Here is a 14,975-nt window from a genome sequence, read left to right as displayed (position 1 = left end):
GGGCCCGGGGGGCGGGGGCGCGGGGGGCGCCCCTCCGCGCGCCCGGCGGCGCCCCCCTGGGGGGGGGGGGGCCCCCCCCCCCCCCCGGGGGGGCCCCCCCCCCCCCGGGGGGGGGCCCCCCGCGCCCGGGGCCTTCAGGAGGTCAGGACCTTGACGAGCCGGTCCACCTCCTCCTCGGTGTTGTACAGGTGGAAGGACACCCTGAGCCGCCCGGCGCGGGTGGAGGCGGCGATCCCGGCCTCGGCGACCTTCCGGGACAGGTCCTCGGACACGGCCAGGGACACGATCGCCGACCCGGCCGGCGGGAGGTCCAGTGCGGTGAGCAGCCGGTCGCCGAGCCCGGCGTCGTGTTCGCGGATCGTCTCGAGGCCGACCTCCTCGACCAGCTCCAGGGCGGGCGCCAACCCGATCCACGAGAACCACACGGGGGCCAGGTCCAGGCGCCGCGCCCCCTCGGCGAGCTCCAGGGGGCCTCCGTAGAGGGAGTTCCACGGCTCGGCGGCGGCGTACCAGTTCGCGGCCAGGGGGTCGAGTGCGGCCAGCGCCTCCTCGGTCGCCGTGAGGAAGGCCGAGCCGCGCGGCCCCAGCAGCCACTTGTAGGTGCTGCTCACCGTGTAGTCGACCCGCTCCAGGGGGAGGGGGAGCCACCCCGCCTGGGTGGTGTCCAGCATCAGCCGCGCCCCGTGGTGGGCGCAGGCCTCCAGCAGCTCCTCCACCGGGGCGACGGCGCCGTCGGAGGACTGCACCGCCGAGACGGCGACCAGGTCGGTGCCCGGGCCGACCTCGTCGGCCAGCCGGTCCAGGGGCGCCTCGCGCACCCGGACGCCGTGCGGCTCCCGGGCGAGGAAGGGGTGGACGACGGAGCTGAACTCGCGGACGGCGGTCAGCACCTCGGAACCGGGCGGCAGGCTCGCGGCGATCGTCCCGGCGAACTGGGAGGCGTGGGAGCCGATGGCCACCCGTTCGGCGGGGACGCCCGTGAGGCGGGCATAGGCGCCGCGGGCCGCGGCGATGCCGGGGTCCGCCTCCGCGGGGGAGAACCGTCCGGCGCCCACCGAGCGCAGGTGCCGCTCCAGTTCGAGGAGGGCCGTGCGGGGGGGCAGCCCGTGGGTGGCGGTGTCGAGGTAGGTCGTCTCGGGGGAGAACCGGTTCTGCGCGGAGCGCAGGCGGTCGCGGCCGGTGTTGTGCATGGTTCGATGCTCGCCGTTCGCGGGACGGCGCTCAAGGTCCAATCCGGGCCGGAGCGGACTCCGCCGCGTCCGGGGGCCGCCGGTGCCGGGCGGCCCGGGACGGAAGGCGTGCGGGTCAGTTGCGGAACTTGGCCTTGGCCTCGGTGGACCCGGCCATGAGCTTGTTGAGCAGGCGGACCAGCTCGGTGCGCTCCTCGGGTTCGAGGGCGGCGGCCCAGGCCGTCTCGCGCCTGTTGTGCGCGCGGAAGCCGCCGAGGATCGCCCCGTACCCGGCCTCGGTGAGGGTGAGCTGGAGGGCGCGCCGGTCGTGGGTGGCGCGTTCGCGGACGATCAGCCCGTCGCGTTCGAGGGTGTTGAGGAGCGCGGACAGGGCCGCCCGGCTCATGCCGGAGATCTCGGCGGTGCTCTTGGCCTCCATGGGTCCGGCCAGCCACAGCGCGAAGATGACCCGGAACCCGGGCCAGGTGAGACCGCGCGGGCGGTGGACGGAGGACTCCAGGTCGTAGACGACCATGCTCGTGGCCCGGTTGAGGGTCAGGACCATGCGCATGGCGTCGGCGTTGACGGAGGGCAGTTCCTGTTCGGCCTTCTGCACCGCGTAGTCGACGAACGACCAGAAGGTGAGATCGCTTGGGGGGGCGGTGTCGTGGGTCACGGCGCCCAGCCTAACCCCTGGTGCGCCGCGTCCGCGGGCCGAGGAACGAACGCTCCGGCCCCGTGTCGCGGCGGGCCGGGGCGGCGCGCGGGCGGCCGGCGCCCCGGCGCGGGCCGGGGCGGGCCGTGACGCGCCGTCGGCGTGCGCGGTGGCCGTGGGGCGGGTGGGGCGGGCGAACCGGCTGGTCGGAGTGGTTCTCCGGGTAGGTTTGGTGTGTGACCTGTATCACTGCACTGGCGGGCCCGCGTCTCTTGGCCCTGTGGCGTGGGGCACGTTAGGGTCATGATCATCAAACCTTTGATCAATTGGGTGGCCGCGGCCATCCTGAGCGAGTGAAGGGTCCTCATCCCATGGCAGCCAAGCCGTTCGCCTCCTCCGCCGACACCGAGGCCAAGCCGCAGACACTGGAGGTCCTGGCCGACGGGGTCTACGCGCTGACCGCGGAGGGCGACCCCAACGTCGGCGCCGTCGAGGGCGAGGACTTCGTCGTCGCCTTCGAGGCCCTCGCCACCCCCGCCGCCGCACGCGACTGGCTGAAGATCCTGCGCGAGCAGACCGACAAACCGGTCCGCTACCTGGTGCTCTCCCACTACCACGCGGTGCGCGTCCTCGGGGCCAGCGCCTTCGACGCCGAGATCATCCTCACCCACGAAAAGACCCACGAGCTCATCCGCGAGCGGGGCGAGGAGGACTGGGCCAGCGAGTTCGGCCGCATGCCCCGCCTGGCCAAGGACGCCGACTCCGTCCCCGGCCTCACCTGGCCCACGCAGACCTTCGCCGACCGCACCACCATCGACCTGGGCGGCGACCGCGGAGAACTCGTCCTGCAGTACTTCGGGCGGGGCCACACCGAGGGCGACATCGTCGCCTGGCTGCCCCGTCAGAAGATCCTCTTCGCCGGCGACCTCGTCGAGGCGCAGGCCGCCCTCTACACCGGCGACGCCTTCCACAAGGACTGGGCCGGGCAGACCCTGGACCGGGTCAAGGCGCTCGGCGCCGAGATGCTCGTCGGCGGGCGCGGCGCCGTCAGCCGGGGCCGCGACGAGGTCGACGCCGCCATCGAGCAGACCCGCCACTTCCTCGACGTCATGATCCGCGAGGTCGGGGCCGTCCACGAGCGCGGCGGCACCCTCAAGGAGGCCTTCACCGCCACGCATGCGGCGCTCGAGGGCGACTACGGCCACTGGCCCATCTTCGAGCACTGCCTGCCCTTCGACGTCTCGCGCCTGTGGGACGAGTTCCGCGGCATCGAGCGGCCCGTCATCTGGACGGCCGAGCGCGACCGCGAGGTGTGGGCCCAGCTCCAGGGCTGACCGTCCGGACCCGTCCGGCACGGGTCCGGCGCCGACCACCTCCACTCCGCGCCCCGCCGGGCGCCCAGACCGAACGGAGCCCGACATGCGACCCCCTGCTCCACGCACCCCCGCCGACCCCGGCGCCGACCCCGTCCTGGTCCTCGGAGCGGGACCGGTCGGACAGACGGCCGCCCTGCTGCTCGCCCGACGCGGCGTCCCCGTCCAGCTCCTGGACGGACGCCCCGAGCGGGACGCCGTGGGCTCCAAGGCCATCTGCCAGCAGCGCGACGTCCTCGACGTCTGGGACTGGCTGGGCGCGGGCGGCCTCGTGGAGGAGGGCGTCACCTGGGACACGGCCCGCACGTTCTACCGCGAGCACGAGCTGTTCAGCGTCCACCTCGCCGACCCGGGGGCCTCGCCCCTGCCCCCGTTCGTCAACATCTCCCAGTCCCGCACCGAGGAGGTCCTGGACGAGCGCCTGGCCGCGGCGGGGGTGCGGACCCGGTGGAACCACCGGGTCACCGGCATCGCCCAGGACGCGAGCGGCGTCACCGTCGAATGCGACACCCCCGAGGGGCCCGTGCTGCTGCGCGGCTCCCACGCGCTGTCCTGCCTGGGCGCCCACGGCGGCGTGGTCCGCGACGCGCTCGGGCTGTCCTTCGACGGGACCACCTTCGAGGACCGCTTCCTCATCTGCGACATCCGCGCCGACCTGCCCGGGTGGGAGCGCGAGCGCCGCTTCTACTTCGACCCCGGGTGGAACCCGGGCCGGCAGGTCCTCATCCACCCCTGCCCGGACTCGGTGTACCGCATCGACTGGCAGGTCCCGGCCGACTTCGACCTGGAGGCGGAGGAGTCGGACGGGCGCCTGGACGCGCGCATCCGCCAGATCATCGGGGACACGCCCTACGAGGTCGTCTGGCACTCGGTGTACCGGTTCCACACCCGCGTCGTCGAGCGCATGCGCGAGGGACGCGTCCTGCTCCTCGGCGACAACGCCCACCTGGTCGCGCCCTTCGGCGCCCGCGGGCTCAACTCCGGGGTCCAGGACGCCGAGAACGCCGCGTGGAAGCTCGCCTACGTCCTCGCCGGATGGGCGGGGGAGGACCTCCTGGAGAGCTACCACGCCGAACGCCACGCCGCGGCGCGGGAGAACGCCGAGGTCACCGGTGCGACCATGCGCTTCCTCGTCCCCCACGGGGAGGAGGAGCACAGCACCCGCGTCGGCGTGCTCGAACGGGCCCTCACCGACGACTCCGCCCGGGCCCTGGTCGACTCCGGCCGCCTCGCCGAGCCCTTCTGGTACACGGAGTCGTCCCTGACCACCCCCTGCCCCGAACGCCCCTTCGGGGGACGGCCGCCGAGGGGGGCGACCCCCTCCCCGTGCCCCGGCGTGATCCTTCCCGACGCCCCGGTCACCGTTCCCGGCGCGGCGGGGCGGATCCGGCCGCTGCTGCGCGAGGGGCTGACCCTCCTCCTGGGCGCCGCGCCCGCCGGCCTCGACCCGGCCTCCTTCCTGGAAGGCGCGCGCAGCGCCGCCCGGGGGGCGACCCGGGCCCCCGTCACCGCCCACTACCTCGACGACATCGACACCACGGGCTCCCTCGCCGCCGCGCTGGCGCCCGAACCCGGCCAGGTGTGGCTGGTGCGCCCAGACGCCCACGTCGCCGCCGTTGTCCCCGGGGCGGACCACGGCGCCGTCGCCGCCGCCGTCCGCACCTGCCTCGGCCTCGCCGCGGCGGAGGCGGGTGCGCCCACTGCAGAGACCGCCCGTCCCGGGCGGCCGGCCCCGACCGCCTGACCCCCGGCCCCGTGCCCGCCCCGGGAAGGGGACCGGGCCGCCGTCCGCACCGGACCGGGATCCCGAACCACGACCGCCCAGCACGGGTACGACCACGGTCGGCCCGGACCAGCCCACGGTGAGGAGAGAACCGCCATGGCCCACTACCGCCGGATCGGCGAGGTGCCGCGCACCCGCCACACCCAGCACCGCAACCCCGAAGGCGGGCTGTACTACGAGGAGCTGATGGGGGAGGAGGGGTTCTCCTCCGACTCCTCGCTCCTCTACCACCGCGCCATCCCCTCGGCCATCGTCGGCGCGGCCGAGTGGGAGGTGCCCGCCCAGACCCGCACCCGCAACGCGCCGATGGTCCCGCGCCACCTCCGGCTCCACGACCTGTTCACCGGTGAGGACTGGAAGGCCGCCGACGTCGTCGAGTCCCGCCGCCTCGTCCTCGGCAACGACGACGTGCGCATCTCCTACGTGGTCGCGGGCGCGCCCTCCGAGCTGTACCGCAACGGCATCGGCGACGAGTGCGTGTACGTGGAGTCCGGCAGCGCACGGGTGGAGACCGTGTTCGGACTCCTGGAGGTCGGCCAGGGCGACTACGTCATCCTGCCCCGCGCCACCACCCACCGCTGGGTGCCCACCGGCGAGGAGCCGCTCCGCGCCTACGTGGTGGAGGCCAACAGCCACATCGCCCCGCCCAAGCGCTACCTGTCCAGATACGGCCAGTTCCTGGAGCACTCCCCCTACTGCGAACGCGACCTGCGCGGCCCCTCCGAGCCGCTGCTGGCCGAGGGCGAGGACGTCGACGTGCTCATCAAGCACCGGGGCGACGGCCCGGGCGGTATCTCCGGCACCCGGTACACCTACCCCCGGCACCCGTTCGACGTCGTCGGCTGGGACGGATGCCTGTACCCGTACGCCTTCAACATCGCCGACTTCCAGCCCATCACCGGCCGCGTCCACCAGCCGCCGCCCGTCCACCAGGTGTTCGAGGGCCACAACTTCGTCATCTGCAACTTCGTCCCCCGCAAGGTGGACTACCACCCCGGCGCCATCCCGGTGCCCTACTACCACTCGAACGTGGACTCCGACGAGGTCATGTTCTACTGCGGCGGCGACTACGAGGCCCGCAAGGGCTCCGGCATCGGCCAGGGCTCCGTCTCCCTGCACCCCGGCGGCCACTCCCACGGTCCGCAGCCCGGCGCGTACGAGCGCAGTATCGGAGCCGAGTCCTTCGACGAGCTCGCCGTCATGGTGGACACCTTCCGCCCGCTCGACCTCGGGGAGGGCGGCGTCGCGAGCGACGACGGCGGATACGCGTGGACCTGGGCCGGGGGCAGGAGGGACCGGTCGTGAGCGGCGCCCTCTACCGGAAGCTGTTCGACGACGCCGCCCTGTTCCCGCCGGGCAACGCGCCGATGGGAGAGGCGCTGCCCGCCCACCGGGCCCACCTGGCGGGCCCCCGCGCCGGTTACGTCGGCCCCTTCCTGGTCTCCGACGCGCGCGTGGCCGAACTGCGCGCGGTCCTGGGCAGGGAGCCGGAGGACGACGGCCGCGCCCCCCTCGCGGTGGCCGTCACCGTCCCCGGGGGCCCGGGCGGGGTGGGGGCGGCCGTCGACGCGGTCCTCGCCGACCCGGCCCTTCGCCTGGCCGGCGTCGAGGTCGCCGCGGCGCCCGGCGGCGCCCGGGAGGCGGCCCGGGCGCTGGACTCCCACCTGCCCGCGGACGCCGAGGGCTTCGTGGAGGTCTCCCGGGGGGAAGGCGTGCGCGAGGACCTGGAGGCACTGGTCGGCAGCGGCCGCAGCGCCAAGTTCCGCACCGGCGGGCTCACCCCGGGGGCCCACCCCGGGGAGGACGAGCTCGCGGAGTTCCTGCACGCGGCCGTCGCCCTGGGACTGCCGTTCAAGTGCACCGCCGGACTCCACCACGCGGTCCGCCACACGACCCGGGAGGGGTTCGAGCAGCACGGGTTCCTCAACGTGCTCCTCGCGACCGGAGCCCTCCTCGACGGCGGAGGTTCCGGCGACGCCGCCCGGATCCTGGCCGAACGGGACGGCGCGACCGTGGCCGGCCTCGCCGCCGGGCTCACCGACGGCGAGGCGGAGGGGGTACGGGGACGCTTCCGGTCCTTCGGCACGTGCAGCGTCACCGAACCGCTGGAGGACCTGGTCGTCCTCGGAGCCCTGCCCGCCCCCCGGCCCCGGCGGGCCCTGAACCACTGACCGGGCCCGGTGCGGCTCCCGACCGGACCGCCCCGGGCCCCGGACCACCGACCGCCCACTCCCAGAAAGCACCGCTCATGCCCGACAGCTGGCTCGACCTCGACCCGGACGCGCAGTTCGGCCCGGCCACCCTGCCCTACGGGGTGTTCAGCACCGCGTCCGACCCCGGACCGCGCGTGGGCGTGGCCATCGGGGAACACGTCCTGGACCTCCGCGGCGCCGCCCGCGCCCTGGGCGCACCGTTCGCGGACACCGTCGCCGGGCCCGGCCTGGACGCCCTGCTGGCGGCCGGACGCCCCGTGTGGGACCAGGTGCGGTCCGCCCTCACCGGGTGGCTGACCGACCCCGTCCACGCCGACGCCGTCCGCCCGCACCTGGTGGACCGGTCGTCGGTGCGCCTGCACCTGCCGTTCACCGTGGCCGACTACGTCGACTTCTACGCCTCGGAGCACCACGCCACCAACGTCGGCCGGATCTTCCGCCCCGACCAGGAGCCCCTCACCCCGAACTGGAAGCACCTCCCGATCGGCTACCACGGCCGCTCGGGGACCATCGTGGTGTCGGGCACCGACATCGTGCGGCCCACCGGCCAGCGCAAGCCGCCGACCGAGCCCGCGCCGGTGTTCGGGCCGTCCGTGCGCCTGGACATCGAGGCCGAGGTCGGCTTCGTGGTGGGCACGCCCAGCCCGATGGGCGAGAGCGTGGGGGTGGACTCCTTCGCCGACCACGTGTTCGGGGTCTTCCTGCTCAACGACTGGTCCTCCCGGGACCTCCAGGCCTGGGAGTACGTGCCGCTGGGCCCGTTCCTGGGCAAGTCGTTCGCCACCTCGGTCTCCCCGTGGGTGGTGCCCGTCGCCGCCCTGGAGGCCGCCTGGGTCGAGCAGCCGGCCCAGGACCCCGAGCCGCTGCCCTACCTGCGGGGGTCGCGGCCCTGGGGTCTGGACCTGCGCCTGGAGGTACGGCTCAACGGACACGTGGTGTCGACCCCGCCCTTCGACCAGATGTACTGGACCGCCGCGCAGCAGCTCGCCCACATGACCGTCAACGGGGCCTCCCTGCGCACCGGGGACGTCTTCGCCTCCGGGACCGTCAGCGGCCCGGAGCCGGACCAGCGCGGCTCCCTCCTGGAGCTGACCTGGAGCGGCAAGGAGCCGCTGCGCCTGCCCGACGGCGCCGAGCGCGCCTTCCTGGAGGACGGCGACGAGGTGGTCGTCACCGCGACCGCTCCGGGCCCGGACGGGACGGTGGTGCACTTCGGCGAGGTGGCGGGCCGGATCCTCCCCGCGAGGTAGACGGGGGCCGCGGCCGCGCCGACCGGGAGGTCGGCGCGGCCGTTCGGAGGAAACGACCGCCGCCTGTGTTGCTCACTAACGGAGCACGGGGGCGGGGAATCCCCTACGAAGGGCCGAGCCTTCGCCGAGAAGACCCGCTCCAATCACGCGTGTCCTGCGGTGGGCTCGGACGGTGAGGCCGCGTGCCCCGGCGAGGGGTCGTACATCCAAGGGGCCTGAGCACGGGAGGCTCAGGGTGTGCAATCCGGGGATGTCGCGGACCCATGTCGGTACCACCGCAGGCGTGTTGCGAAGCGACAGTTGGAGGTACCTCAAGCCGGGCATACGGCTGATCCACTGACGGTTTGCCGATGCGGTCTCCAAGTCCAGACGCAGGAGGGTGAGGTTTCCGAAACGGACCAGTTCGCTTAAGTCCAGGACATTCGGCGCTTCCCGAGCGCCATAGGTGAATTGCACGAGTGACTCCGTCTGGCTTTCCAGACCGTCGATGCTACGGAAACCGGAGCAGTACCAGACGCGGACGGCTGTGAACGTAGATGGTGCGTCGATAAGAGGTGAGAGGTTCTCGATTGGTGTGTTCACATAAGCGAGCGATGCAACGTGAGGTGGACACATTTCTCTCAGTGGAACGGTGGATAGCGTGTGGTAGAACTCCAGCCGGGACAGCTGGTCGAGGCCGCGCAGCATCTCCAGGTCACGGGTGAGGCCGGGATGACTGAGTGAAAGTTGTTCCAGAGAGGTCTGCGTCAGGGGAGCAACCGACCGGATGGACGCGTTTCCGTGCACGCGGAATCTGCTGAGTCCGGGGAATCCGCGGAGCGGCGCTATGTCGATGCCGTGCCACACGTTGTGGTCCCGATTGCTCAGCTCCACCTCGGTCGTGTGGGGCAGCCGGACGATGTCACCAATTCCGTCCCCGTTTTGCCCCTCGAGCGAGACACGTGGACGGTCGGGAAGGTGGCGGACGAGAAGGTCGATGTTGTCCGCCGGGACGGGAAGGTAGTAGTCCGTTTCGAGCGATCTGGCTTGGGACAGAAAAACCTCAGCTAGTTCCTTGCTTTGGTCTGCCCACCATGCCTTCTGCGCGGCGAGGAAGACCCGTTCCGAATCGAGGTCGAGCGCCCTGCCGATGACCGGCACGGTGTCCGGCCCGCCGATGGCCGCGGCAGCCTCGATCACCTTCTCCGCCTGCCGGGCGTTGCCGGGCGGGATCTCCCGGAGGAGGGGCAGGGCGAACTCGCCGACCAGTGACAGCGCGTGCACGTGGGCGCGCGTGCGCGGCGGCAGGATCCCCCTGACCCTCTCCCGGATCTCCTCGCCCAGGACCCTCGACAGCTGCGGCGACGTCTCCAGGCAGGCGAACGCCACGATCAGCAGCCGGTCCCGGTGGGCGCGGACCCGGTCGGAGCGGTCGAGGAGCCCCCGGATCAGCTCCTCCCGCTGGGCGGGGGTGGCGTGGCCCGCCGCCATCACCACCACCTCGTGCCACTGGTCGTCGTGGGCGTTGCGCACCAGCAGCGGGAAGCTGTCCTCCTCCACCAGCGCCTTGGCCGCCAGGTACTCCTCGAACGTGCGGTGCAGGAAGCTCACCCGGTCGGCGGTGGGCGTGTGCAGCAGGCCGCTGCGCACCACCAGGTGGGTGTAGACCTCCTCCGGCGCCTGCTCGACGCGGTGCATCGAGGCGAGCGACCGGGCCACCTGGCGCCGCGCGGTCTCGACGGGCGCGTCGGAGCTGCCGTTGACGACCAGCCACCGGGCGAGTTCCTGGAGCAGCAGGACCAGTTCCCGGCGGGACAGGTCCACGCCCTCGATGCCGCGCTGCTGGTCTCGGTCCTTGAGGAGCATGGCGAGCGCGGCTTCGTACACCTCCATCCGGTCCCGGGGCAGCACCGTGCGCCGGTCCCGGTACAGGGCGCACAGGAGGGCGCAGAGCAAGGGGGTGGACGCGATGGCGCGCAGGTGCCGCTGCCCCGTGATCTTCCTGCCGAGTTCGTGCTCGTGGCGGGTGAGCAGCGCGCGCTCGTCCGCGTCGGCGGTCCCGCTGCGCACCGCCTCGTGCCAGTGGTGGACGAACGCCCGTACGTCCCGGTCCCCGAGCGGCTGGAGGTCGGCGCCGGCGAAGCCCTCGGCGTCCAGCCACCGCGCCCCGGCGGCCCCGGGACGTGCCGTGACCACGTACCGGCACGAGGGGAAGTCCGCCAGGAGGTCCCGCAGCCAGCGCCGAGCGGACTCCCGCTGCCCTCTGGGGAGCTCGTCCACCCCGTCCACCAGGACCACGGCCCGACCCCCGGCCAGCAGACCGGTGACCCATCCCGGGGGGACCTGGTCGGCGAGGTGCCGTCCCGTGTGGCGGACGAACTCCGCAGGCTCGGGCAGATCGCGTCCGACGTACTCGCGCAGGGGCACGAGGAAGGGCACGAGCCCGTTCCAGGAGGCCATCTCCTCCGGGAAGTCGCCCCTGCTCGCCCTGACCCCGACCCAGCGCAGGAGCGTGGTCTTGCCCGATCCCGCCGGGCCGCGCAGGAACGTGCGCGGATGGGCGGCCAGGACCTGTTCGACGCCGCTGTCCCCCGTCTCGTACCGGTCCCCGGGCTGCGGATGCTCCGGCTCCCGTGACACGCGCAGGCTCAGGTACGCCAGGGACAGCGGGTAGCTGCGGGTGCCGACGTCGGCGCCGAACAGCTCGAGCACGTCCCAGCGCTGTGCCGCCTTGCGCAGGTAGGCGGTGGTGAACGCCGTCCCGGGGTCCTCGGCCCGCCCCTCGGCCCGCCGGGGGAGGCGGTCCAGGACCTCCTCCAGGTGCTCGAGGACCAGGGACTCACGGCGCAGCAGCTCGGTGAAGGCCCCCGCCTGGAAGCGCGGCAGGGCGGAGGCGGTGGCCAGGACGTACGCGCAGGCTTCGGGGAGTACCCGGTCGTACAGGGCGACGGCCGGGCCGCCCAGGTCGAGGGTGGCGCCGGGGCTGCGCTCCCGGACGTACCGCTCCAGGTGGAGCGGGTCCAGGTCCTGCTCGAACAGCGTGCGGTCGGTGAGCCCCGCGCGCTCGAACGCGTCGGCCACGGCGAGCACCGCCGCCTCGCGCTCGTTGTCGTCCAGTCCGTGGAACTCGTGTTCGAGCTGTCCGACCACGCGGTCGGCGATGCTCTCCTCGATCTCGGCGAACCGGCGCTCCAGCCTGCGCCGGTCCCGTTGGCCGGCGACCCTGGCCTGGACGAGGTCGACCACGGTCGTGGCGGCGCTCTGCGCCAGGGGGTTGCCGAGCCAGAGGCCGCAGGCGGCCTTGACCACGGCCGCGCCGAGTTTGAGGGCTGCGTCGTACACGGGGCTCCCGGGGCGGAGGGGGTAGGTGCGCCAGAGCCTACGGCGAAGGGGCCGTCCGGGGGGAGCGCCGGCGCGACCGGAAGCGGCCAGGCGCGGTCCCGCGGCCGTGCCCGGTGGCGGCCGGAGGCCCCGCCCGCCGTGTCCGCGGGCGGCCCCCCGGGGCGCTTTGCCCGGGCGGAGCTCCGTCGGGTTCACTGGCGGCATGGTGCATTCCGAACATCCGGGGCAGACCCCCGACATCGTGCTCTTCGACCTCTTCGGCGTCATCGCGTGCCACCAGTCGGAGGAGGGCAGGGACCGGTTGGTGGAAGTCGCGGACGCGCCGGCGCCCGCCTTCTGGAAGGCGTACTGGGACCTGCGCCCCGACTACGACCGGGGCGATGTGGACGGCCCCGGCTACTGGGACAGGATGGGCCGGGCCCTGGGCGCCCGCTTCGACGACCGCCGGGTCGCGGACCTGGTCGAGGCCGACATCGCCAGCTGGAGCGCCGTCGACGCCGCCATGGTCTCGCTGGTCGCGGAGCTGGCGGACGCCGGGCGGACCGTCGCCCTGCTCTCCAACATCCCGGAGGAGTTGGCCGTCCACTACGAGGCCGAGCATCCCTGGTTCGGTCACTTCCGGGTCCGCGGCCTCTCCTGCCGCATCGGCCACGCCAAGCCCGAGGAGGGGGCCTACCTCTGGTGCCGGGACGCGCTGGGGGTGGACGCGGAGCGCATCCTCTTCGTGGACGACCGGGAGGACAACATCCGCGCGGCGGAGGGGGTCGGCATGCGCGGCCACGTCTTCACGTCCCGCGACCTGCTCACGGAGGTCCTGGCCGCGTAGCGCCCGTACGGGGACGGGCCGGCCGGCGGGTGCCGGCCGGCCCGTCGGAGGGGCTGGGGTCCTAGCGTGCCCGGGCGGGGATGGCGTCCAGGTCGTCGTCCCGGGTCTCCCGGCTGATCAGCAGGGCCACGAGGGTGATCACACTGACGAGAACCAGGTAGCCGCCGACCCACGCCAGACCGAAGGTGCCCGCGAGCCAGGTCGCGATGTAGGGGGCGAACGAGGCTCCGAGCAGGCCCGCCAGGTTGTAGGCGACCGAGGCGCCGGTGTAGCGGACGTTGGTCGGGAACAGCTCCGGCAGGACCGCCGCCATGGGGCCGAAGGTCAGGCCCATCAGGGACAGGCCGATGATCAGGAAGGCCATGACCCCGACCGTGCCCCCGCCGGCCATCATCGGCCCCATCGCGACGCCGAAGGCGATGATCGCGACGGTGACCGCGATCAGGGTGGGCTTGCGGCCGAACCGGTCCGCGAGGAGTCCGGAGACCGGGGTGAACAGGGCGAAGAACACCACGCCGATCATCAGGAAGACCAGGAACTGTGAGCGCTCGTAGCCCAGCCCGGCCACGGGGTCGGTGCCGAAGCCCAGCGAGAACACGGTCATCAGGTAGAACAGCACGTAGGTCGCGACCATGATCAGGGTCCCCAGGACGACCGCGCGCCAGCTGGTGCGGAACACCTCGACCATGGGGGTCTTGACCCGCTCCCCGGACGCGACGACCTTGGCGAACGCGGGGGTCTCGTGCAGGGTCAGCCGGACCCAGAGGCCGACGACGATCAGCAGGGTCGAGAGCAGGAACGGCACCCGCCAGCCCCAGGCCAGGAAGGTCTCGTCGCTCATGGTCTGGGTCAGGGCCAGGAACACGCCGTTGGCGAGGAAGAACCCGATCGGGGCGCCCAGCTGCGGGAACGTGCCGTAGAAGCCGCGCTTTCCGGCGGGGGCGTTCTCGGTCGCCAGCAGCGCCGCGCCGCCCCACTCGCCGCCCAGGCCGAGGCCCTGGCCGAACCGGCAGATCGCCAGCAGGACGGGGGCGAGGACGCCCACCTGCGCGTAGGTCGGCAGCACGCCGATGCCGACGGTCGCGATGCCCATGGTCAGCAGGGAGGCGACCAGCGTGGCCTTGCGGCCGACCCGGTCCCCGAAGTGCCCGAACACCCAGGAACCGATGGGGCGGGCGACGAACGCGATCGCGAAGGTGGCGAGCGACTGGAGCCGCGCCGCCAGCATGTCGCCCTCGGGGAAGAACAGCAGCGGGAAGACCAGGACCGCGGCGGTGGCGTAGATGTAGAAGTCGTAGAACTCGATGGACGTGCCCACGAGGCTGGCCGTGAGGACCTTGCGCCTGGGGTTGGTCGGTGGCTCTGCCACATCCGGTGAGCGTGGGGCGACGTCCGTCATGGGACTTCTTTCCAGGTCAGTGCTGTGATGATGGCTGGATGTTAGCCGCGGTGGACACTATGTGAAACATTTGTCTCGATATGTGGACGCCTGGGGTGCTCGTGTCCGCCTGGTGGTCCCCGGGTGGAACGCGGGGAAGCCTTTCGTTCCAGGCGTTCTCGCCCCCAGGGGTGAGACCCGTCACGCGGGGCGGGCGCGGCTCCGGGGGGCGTGAGACGGGCCGGGGGCGGCGGGAGGCGCGGCGCCGGATCGCGGCGCTTCCGCGGCCCCTGCCCCCGGGCGCCCCCGGCGGGGGCCGGACTCACCTCCGGGGCACGGTCCCCGTCGTCACCACCCGCGTGCAGTTCGCACGGAACCGTTTGACCAGCTCGCCGTTGGGGCGGTCGCTGCGCTCCACCCAGTCCCGGGCCGCCTCCTCGCTCGCCCCGCCCGACACCTGCCGCCGGTGCAGCCTGCGCTCCCGCAGCCCGTCGTCGGCCTCCACGTACCAGAGCCCGGCGAACAGGCCCCGCAGCCCCGCCCAGGGCTCGTCGTCGCTCGCGAGGTAGTTGCCCTCGGTCACGACCAGCCGGGTGTGCGGATCGATCACGTGCCGCGCCGCCACCGGCTCGTGCAGGGTCCGGTCGTAGTCGGGGACGTAGACGGGGTGGTCCGCCTCGGTCAGCAGGCGGCGTACGAGCGCCGCGTACCCGTGCGCGTCGAAGGTGTCCGGCGCACCCTTGCGGTCGAGCCTGCCCAGCCGGCCGAGCTGGGCGTTGGACAGGTGAAAGCCGTCCATGGGCAGGTAGCCGGCGGTCCCGGGCCCCATCACCCGGCAGACCTCGGCCACCAGGTGGCGGGCGAGGGTCGACTTCCCCGCGGCGGGAGGGCCGGTCAGGCCGAGCACGGCCCTGCGGGCCCCGCTCCCGGCGGCCTCTTGGGCCAGGGCGAGGGCGTCGGGGACAAGCGGTTCGGGCATGGGTCCGAGCTTATGCGCCGGGGGCTCC

Annotated in this window: 11 protein-coding genes; 6 read left to right on the top strand and 5 right to left on the bottom strand. The window is 73.4% G+C overall.

Annotated features, from left to right (window positions below):
• Positions 1–134 precede the first annotated feature (134 nt).
• Together ACIRPH_RS07920 and ACIRPH_RS07915 are read right to left on the bottom strand one after the other, a co-directional pair.
• A complete protein-coding gene (locus ACIRPH_RS07920) occupies positions 135–1,190 on the bottom strand; it encodes an aminotransferase class V-fold PLP-dependent enzyme (protein ID WP_402910788.1) in 1,056 nt (351 codons plus the stop codon).
• A 115-nt stretch (positions 1,191–1,305) separates the two neighbouring features.
• Positions 1,306–1,845, bottom strand: a complete 540-nt coding sequence (locus tag ACIRPH_RS07915; protein ID WP_402910786.1) for a MarR family winged helix-turn-helix transcriptional regulator — start codon at positions 1,843–1,845, stop codon at positions 1,306–1,308.
• A gap of 350 nt (positions 1,846–2,195) precedes the next feature.
• On the opposite strand from ACIRPH_RS07915, the gene ACIRPH_RS07910 reads away from it, so the two are divergent.
• From ACIRPH_RS07910 to fahA, 5 genes are all read left to right on the top strand, one after another.
• Positions 2,196–3,158, top strand: a complete 963-nt coding sequence (locus ACIRPH_RS07910; RefSeq protein ID WP_402910783.1) for an MBL fold metallo-hydrolase — start codon at positions 2,196–2,198, stop codon at positions 3,156–3,158.
• Between the two features lie 85 nt (positions 3,159–3,243).
• Positions 3,244–4,941 (top strand): FAD-dependent monooxygenase, encoded by a 1,698-nt coding sequence (locus tag ACIRPH_RS07905; protein WP_402910780.1) that lies wholly within the window; start codon positions 3,244–3,246, stop codon positions 4,939–4,941.
• Between the two features lie 135 nt (positions 4,942–5,076).
• On the top strand, positions 5,077–6,285 hold the full coding sequence (locus ACIRPH_RS07900; RefSeq protein ID WP_402910778.1) for a homogentisate 1,2-dioxygenase: 1,209 nt from the start codon (positions 5,077–5,079) through the stop codon (positions 6,283–6,285).
• Positions 6,282–7,151 carry a hypothetical protein gene (locus ACIRPH_RS07895; protein WP_402910775.1) on the top strand — a complete coding sequence of 290 codons (870 nt, stop codon included), beginning with the start codon at positions 6,282–6,284 and terminating at the stop codon, positions 7,149–7,151. The genes ACIRPH_RS07900 and ACIRPH_RS07895 overlap by 4 nt, the downstream gene beginning before the upstream one ends.
• Positions 7,152–7,228: 77 nt before the next feature.
• On the top strand, positions 7,229–8,443 hold the full coding sequence (gene fahA, locus ACIRPH_RS07890; RefSeq protein ID WP_402910772.1) for a fumarylacetoacetase: 1,215 nt from the start codon (positions 7,229–7,231) through the stop codon (positions 8,441–8,443).
• Positions 8,444–8,518: 75 nt separating this feature from the next.
• Here the strand turns inward: fahA and ACIRPH_RS07885 are convergent, their stop codons facing one another.
• Positions 8,519–11,764: an NACHT domain-containing protein gene (locus ACIRPH_RS07885; RefSeq protein WP_402910770.1), complete on the bottom strand. Its 3,246-nt coding sequence runs from the start codon at positions 11,762–11,764 to the stop codon at positions 8,519–8,521.
• 202 nt (positions 11,765–11,966) lie between these two features.
• Between ACIRPH_RS07885 and ACIRPH_RS07880 the strand changes: the two genes are divergently transcribed.
• Positions 11,967–12,590, top strand: a complete 624-nt coding sequence (locus ACIRPH_RS07880) for an HAD-IA family hydrolase (protein WP_402910768.1) — start codon at positions 11,967–11,969, stop codon at positions 12,588–12,590.
• Between the two features lie 61 nt (positions 12,591–12,651).
• Here ACIRPH_RS07880 and ACIRPH_RS07875 read toward each other — a convergent pair whose 3' ends face one another.
• Both ACIRPH_RS07875 and ACIRPH_RS07870 read right to left on the bottom strand, forming a co-directional pair.
• Positions 12,652–13,989, bottom strand: coding sequence for an MFS transporter (locus ACIRPH_RS07875; protein ID WP_402910765.1), 1,338 nt, complete (start codon positions 13,987–13,989; stop codon positions 12,652–12,654).
• A 301-nt stretch (positions 13,990–14,290) separates the two neighbouring features.
• Positions 14,291–14,947 (bottom strand): nucleoside/nucleotide kinase family protein, encoded by a 657-nt coding sequence (locus ACIRPH_RS07870; RefSeq protein WP_402910763.1) that lies wholly within the window; start codon positions 14,945–14,947, stop codon positions 14,291–14,293.
• Positions 14,948–14,975: the final 28 nt, after the last annotated feature.

The sequence above is a fragment of the Nocardiopsis sp. NPDC101807 genome (assembly GCF_044766605.1).
GTDB lineage: Bacteria > Actinomycetota > Actinomycetes > Streptosporangiales > Streptosporangiaceae > Nocardiopsis > Nocardiopsis tropica.
Note: the sequence above shows the minus strand (reverse complement) of the source record. Positions and strands in the feature narration are given on the sequence as shown.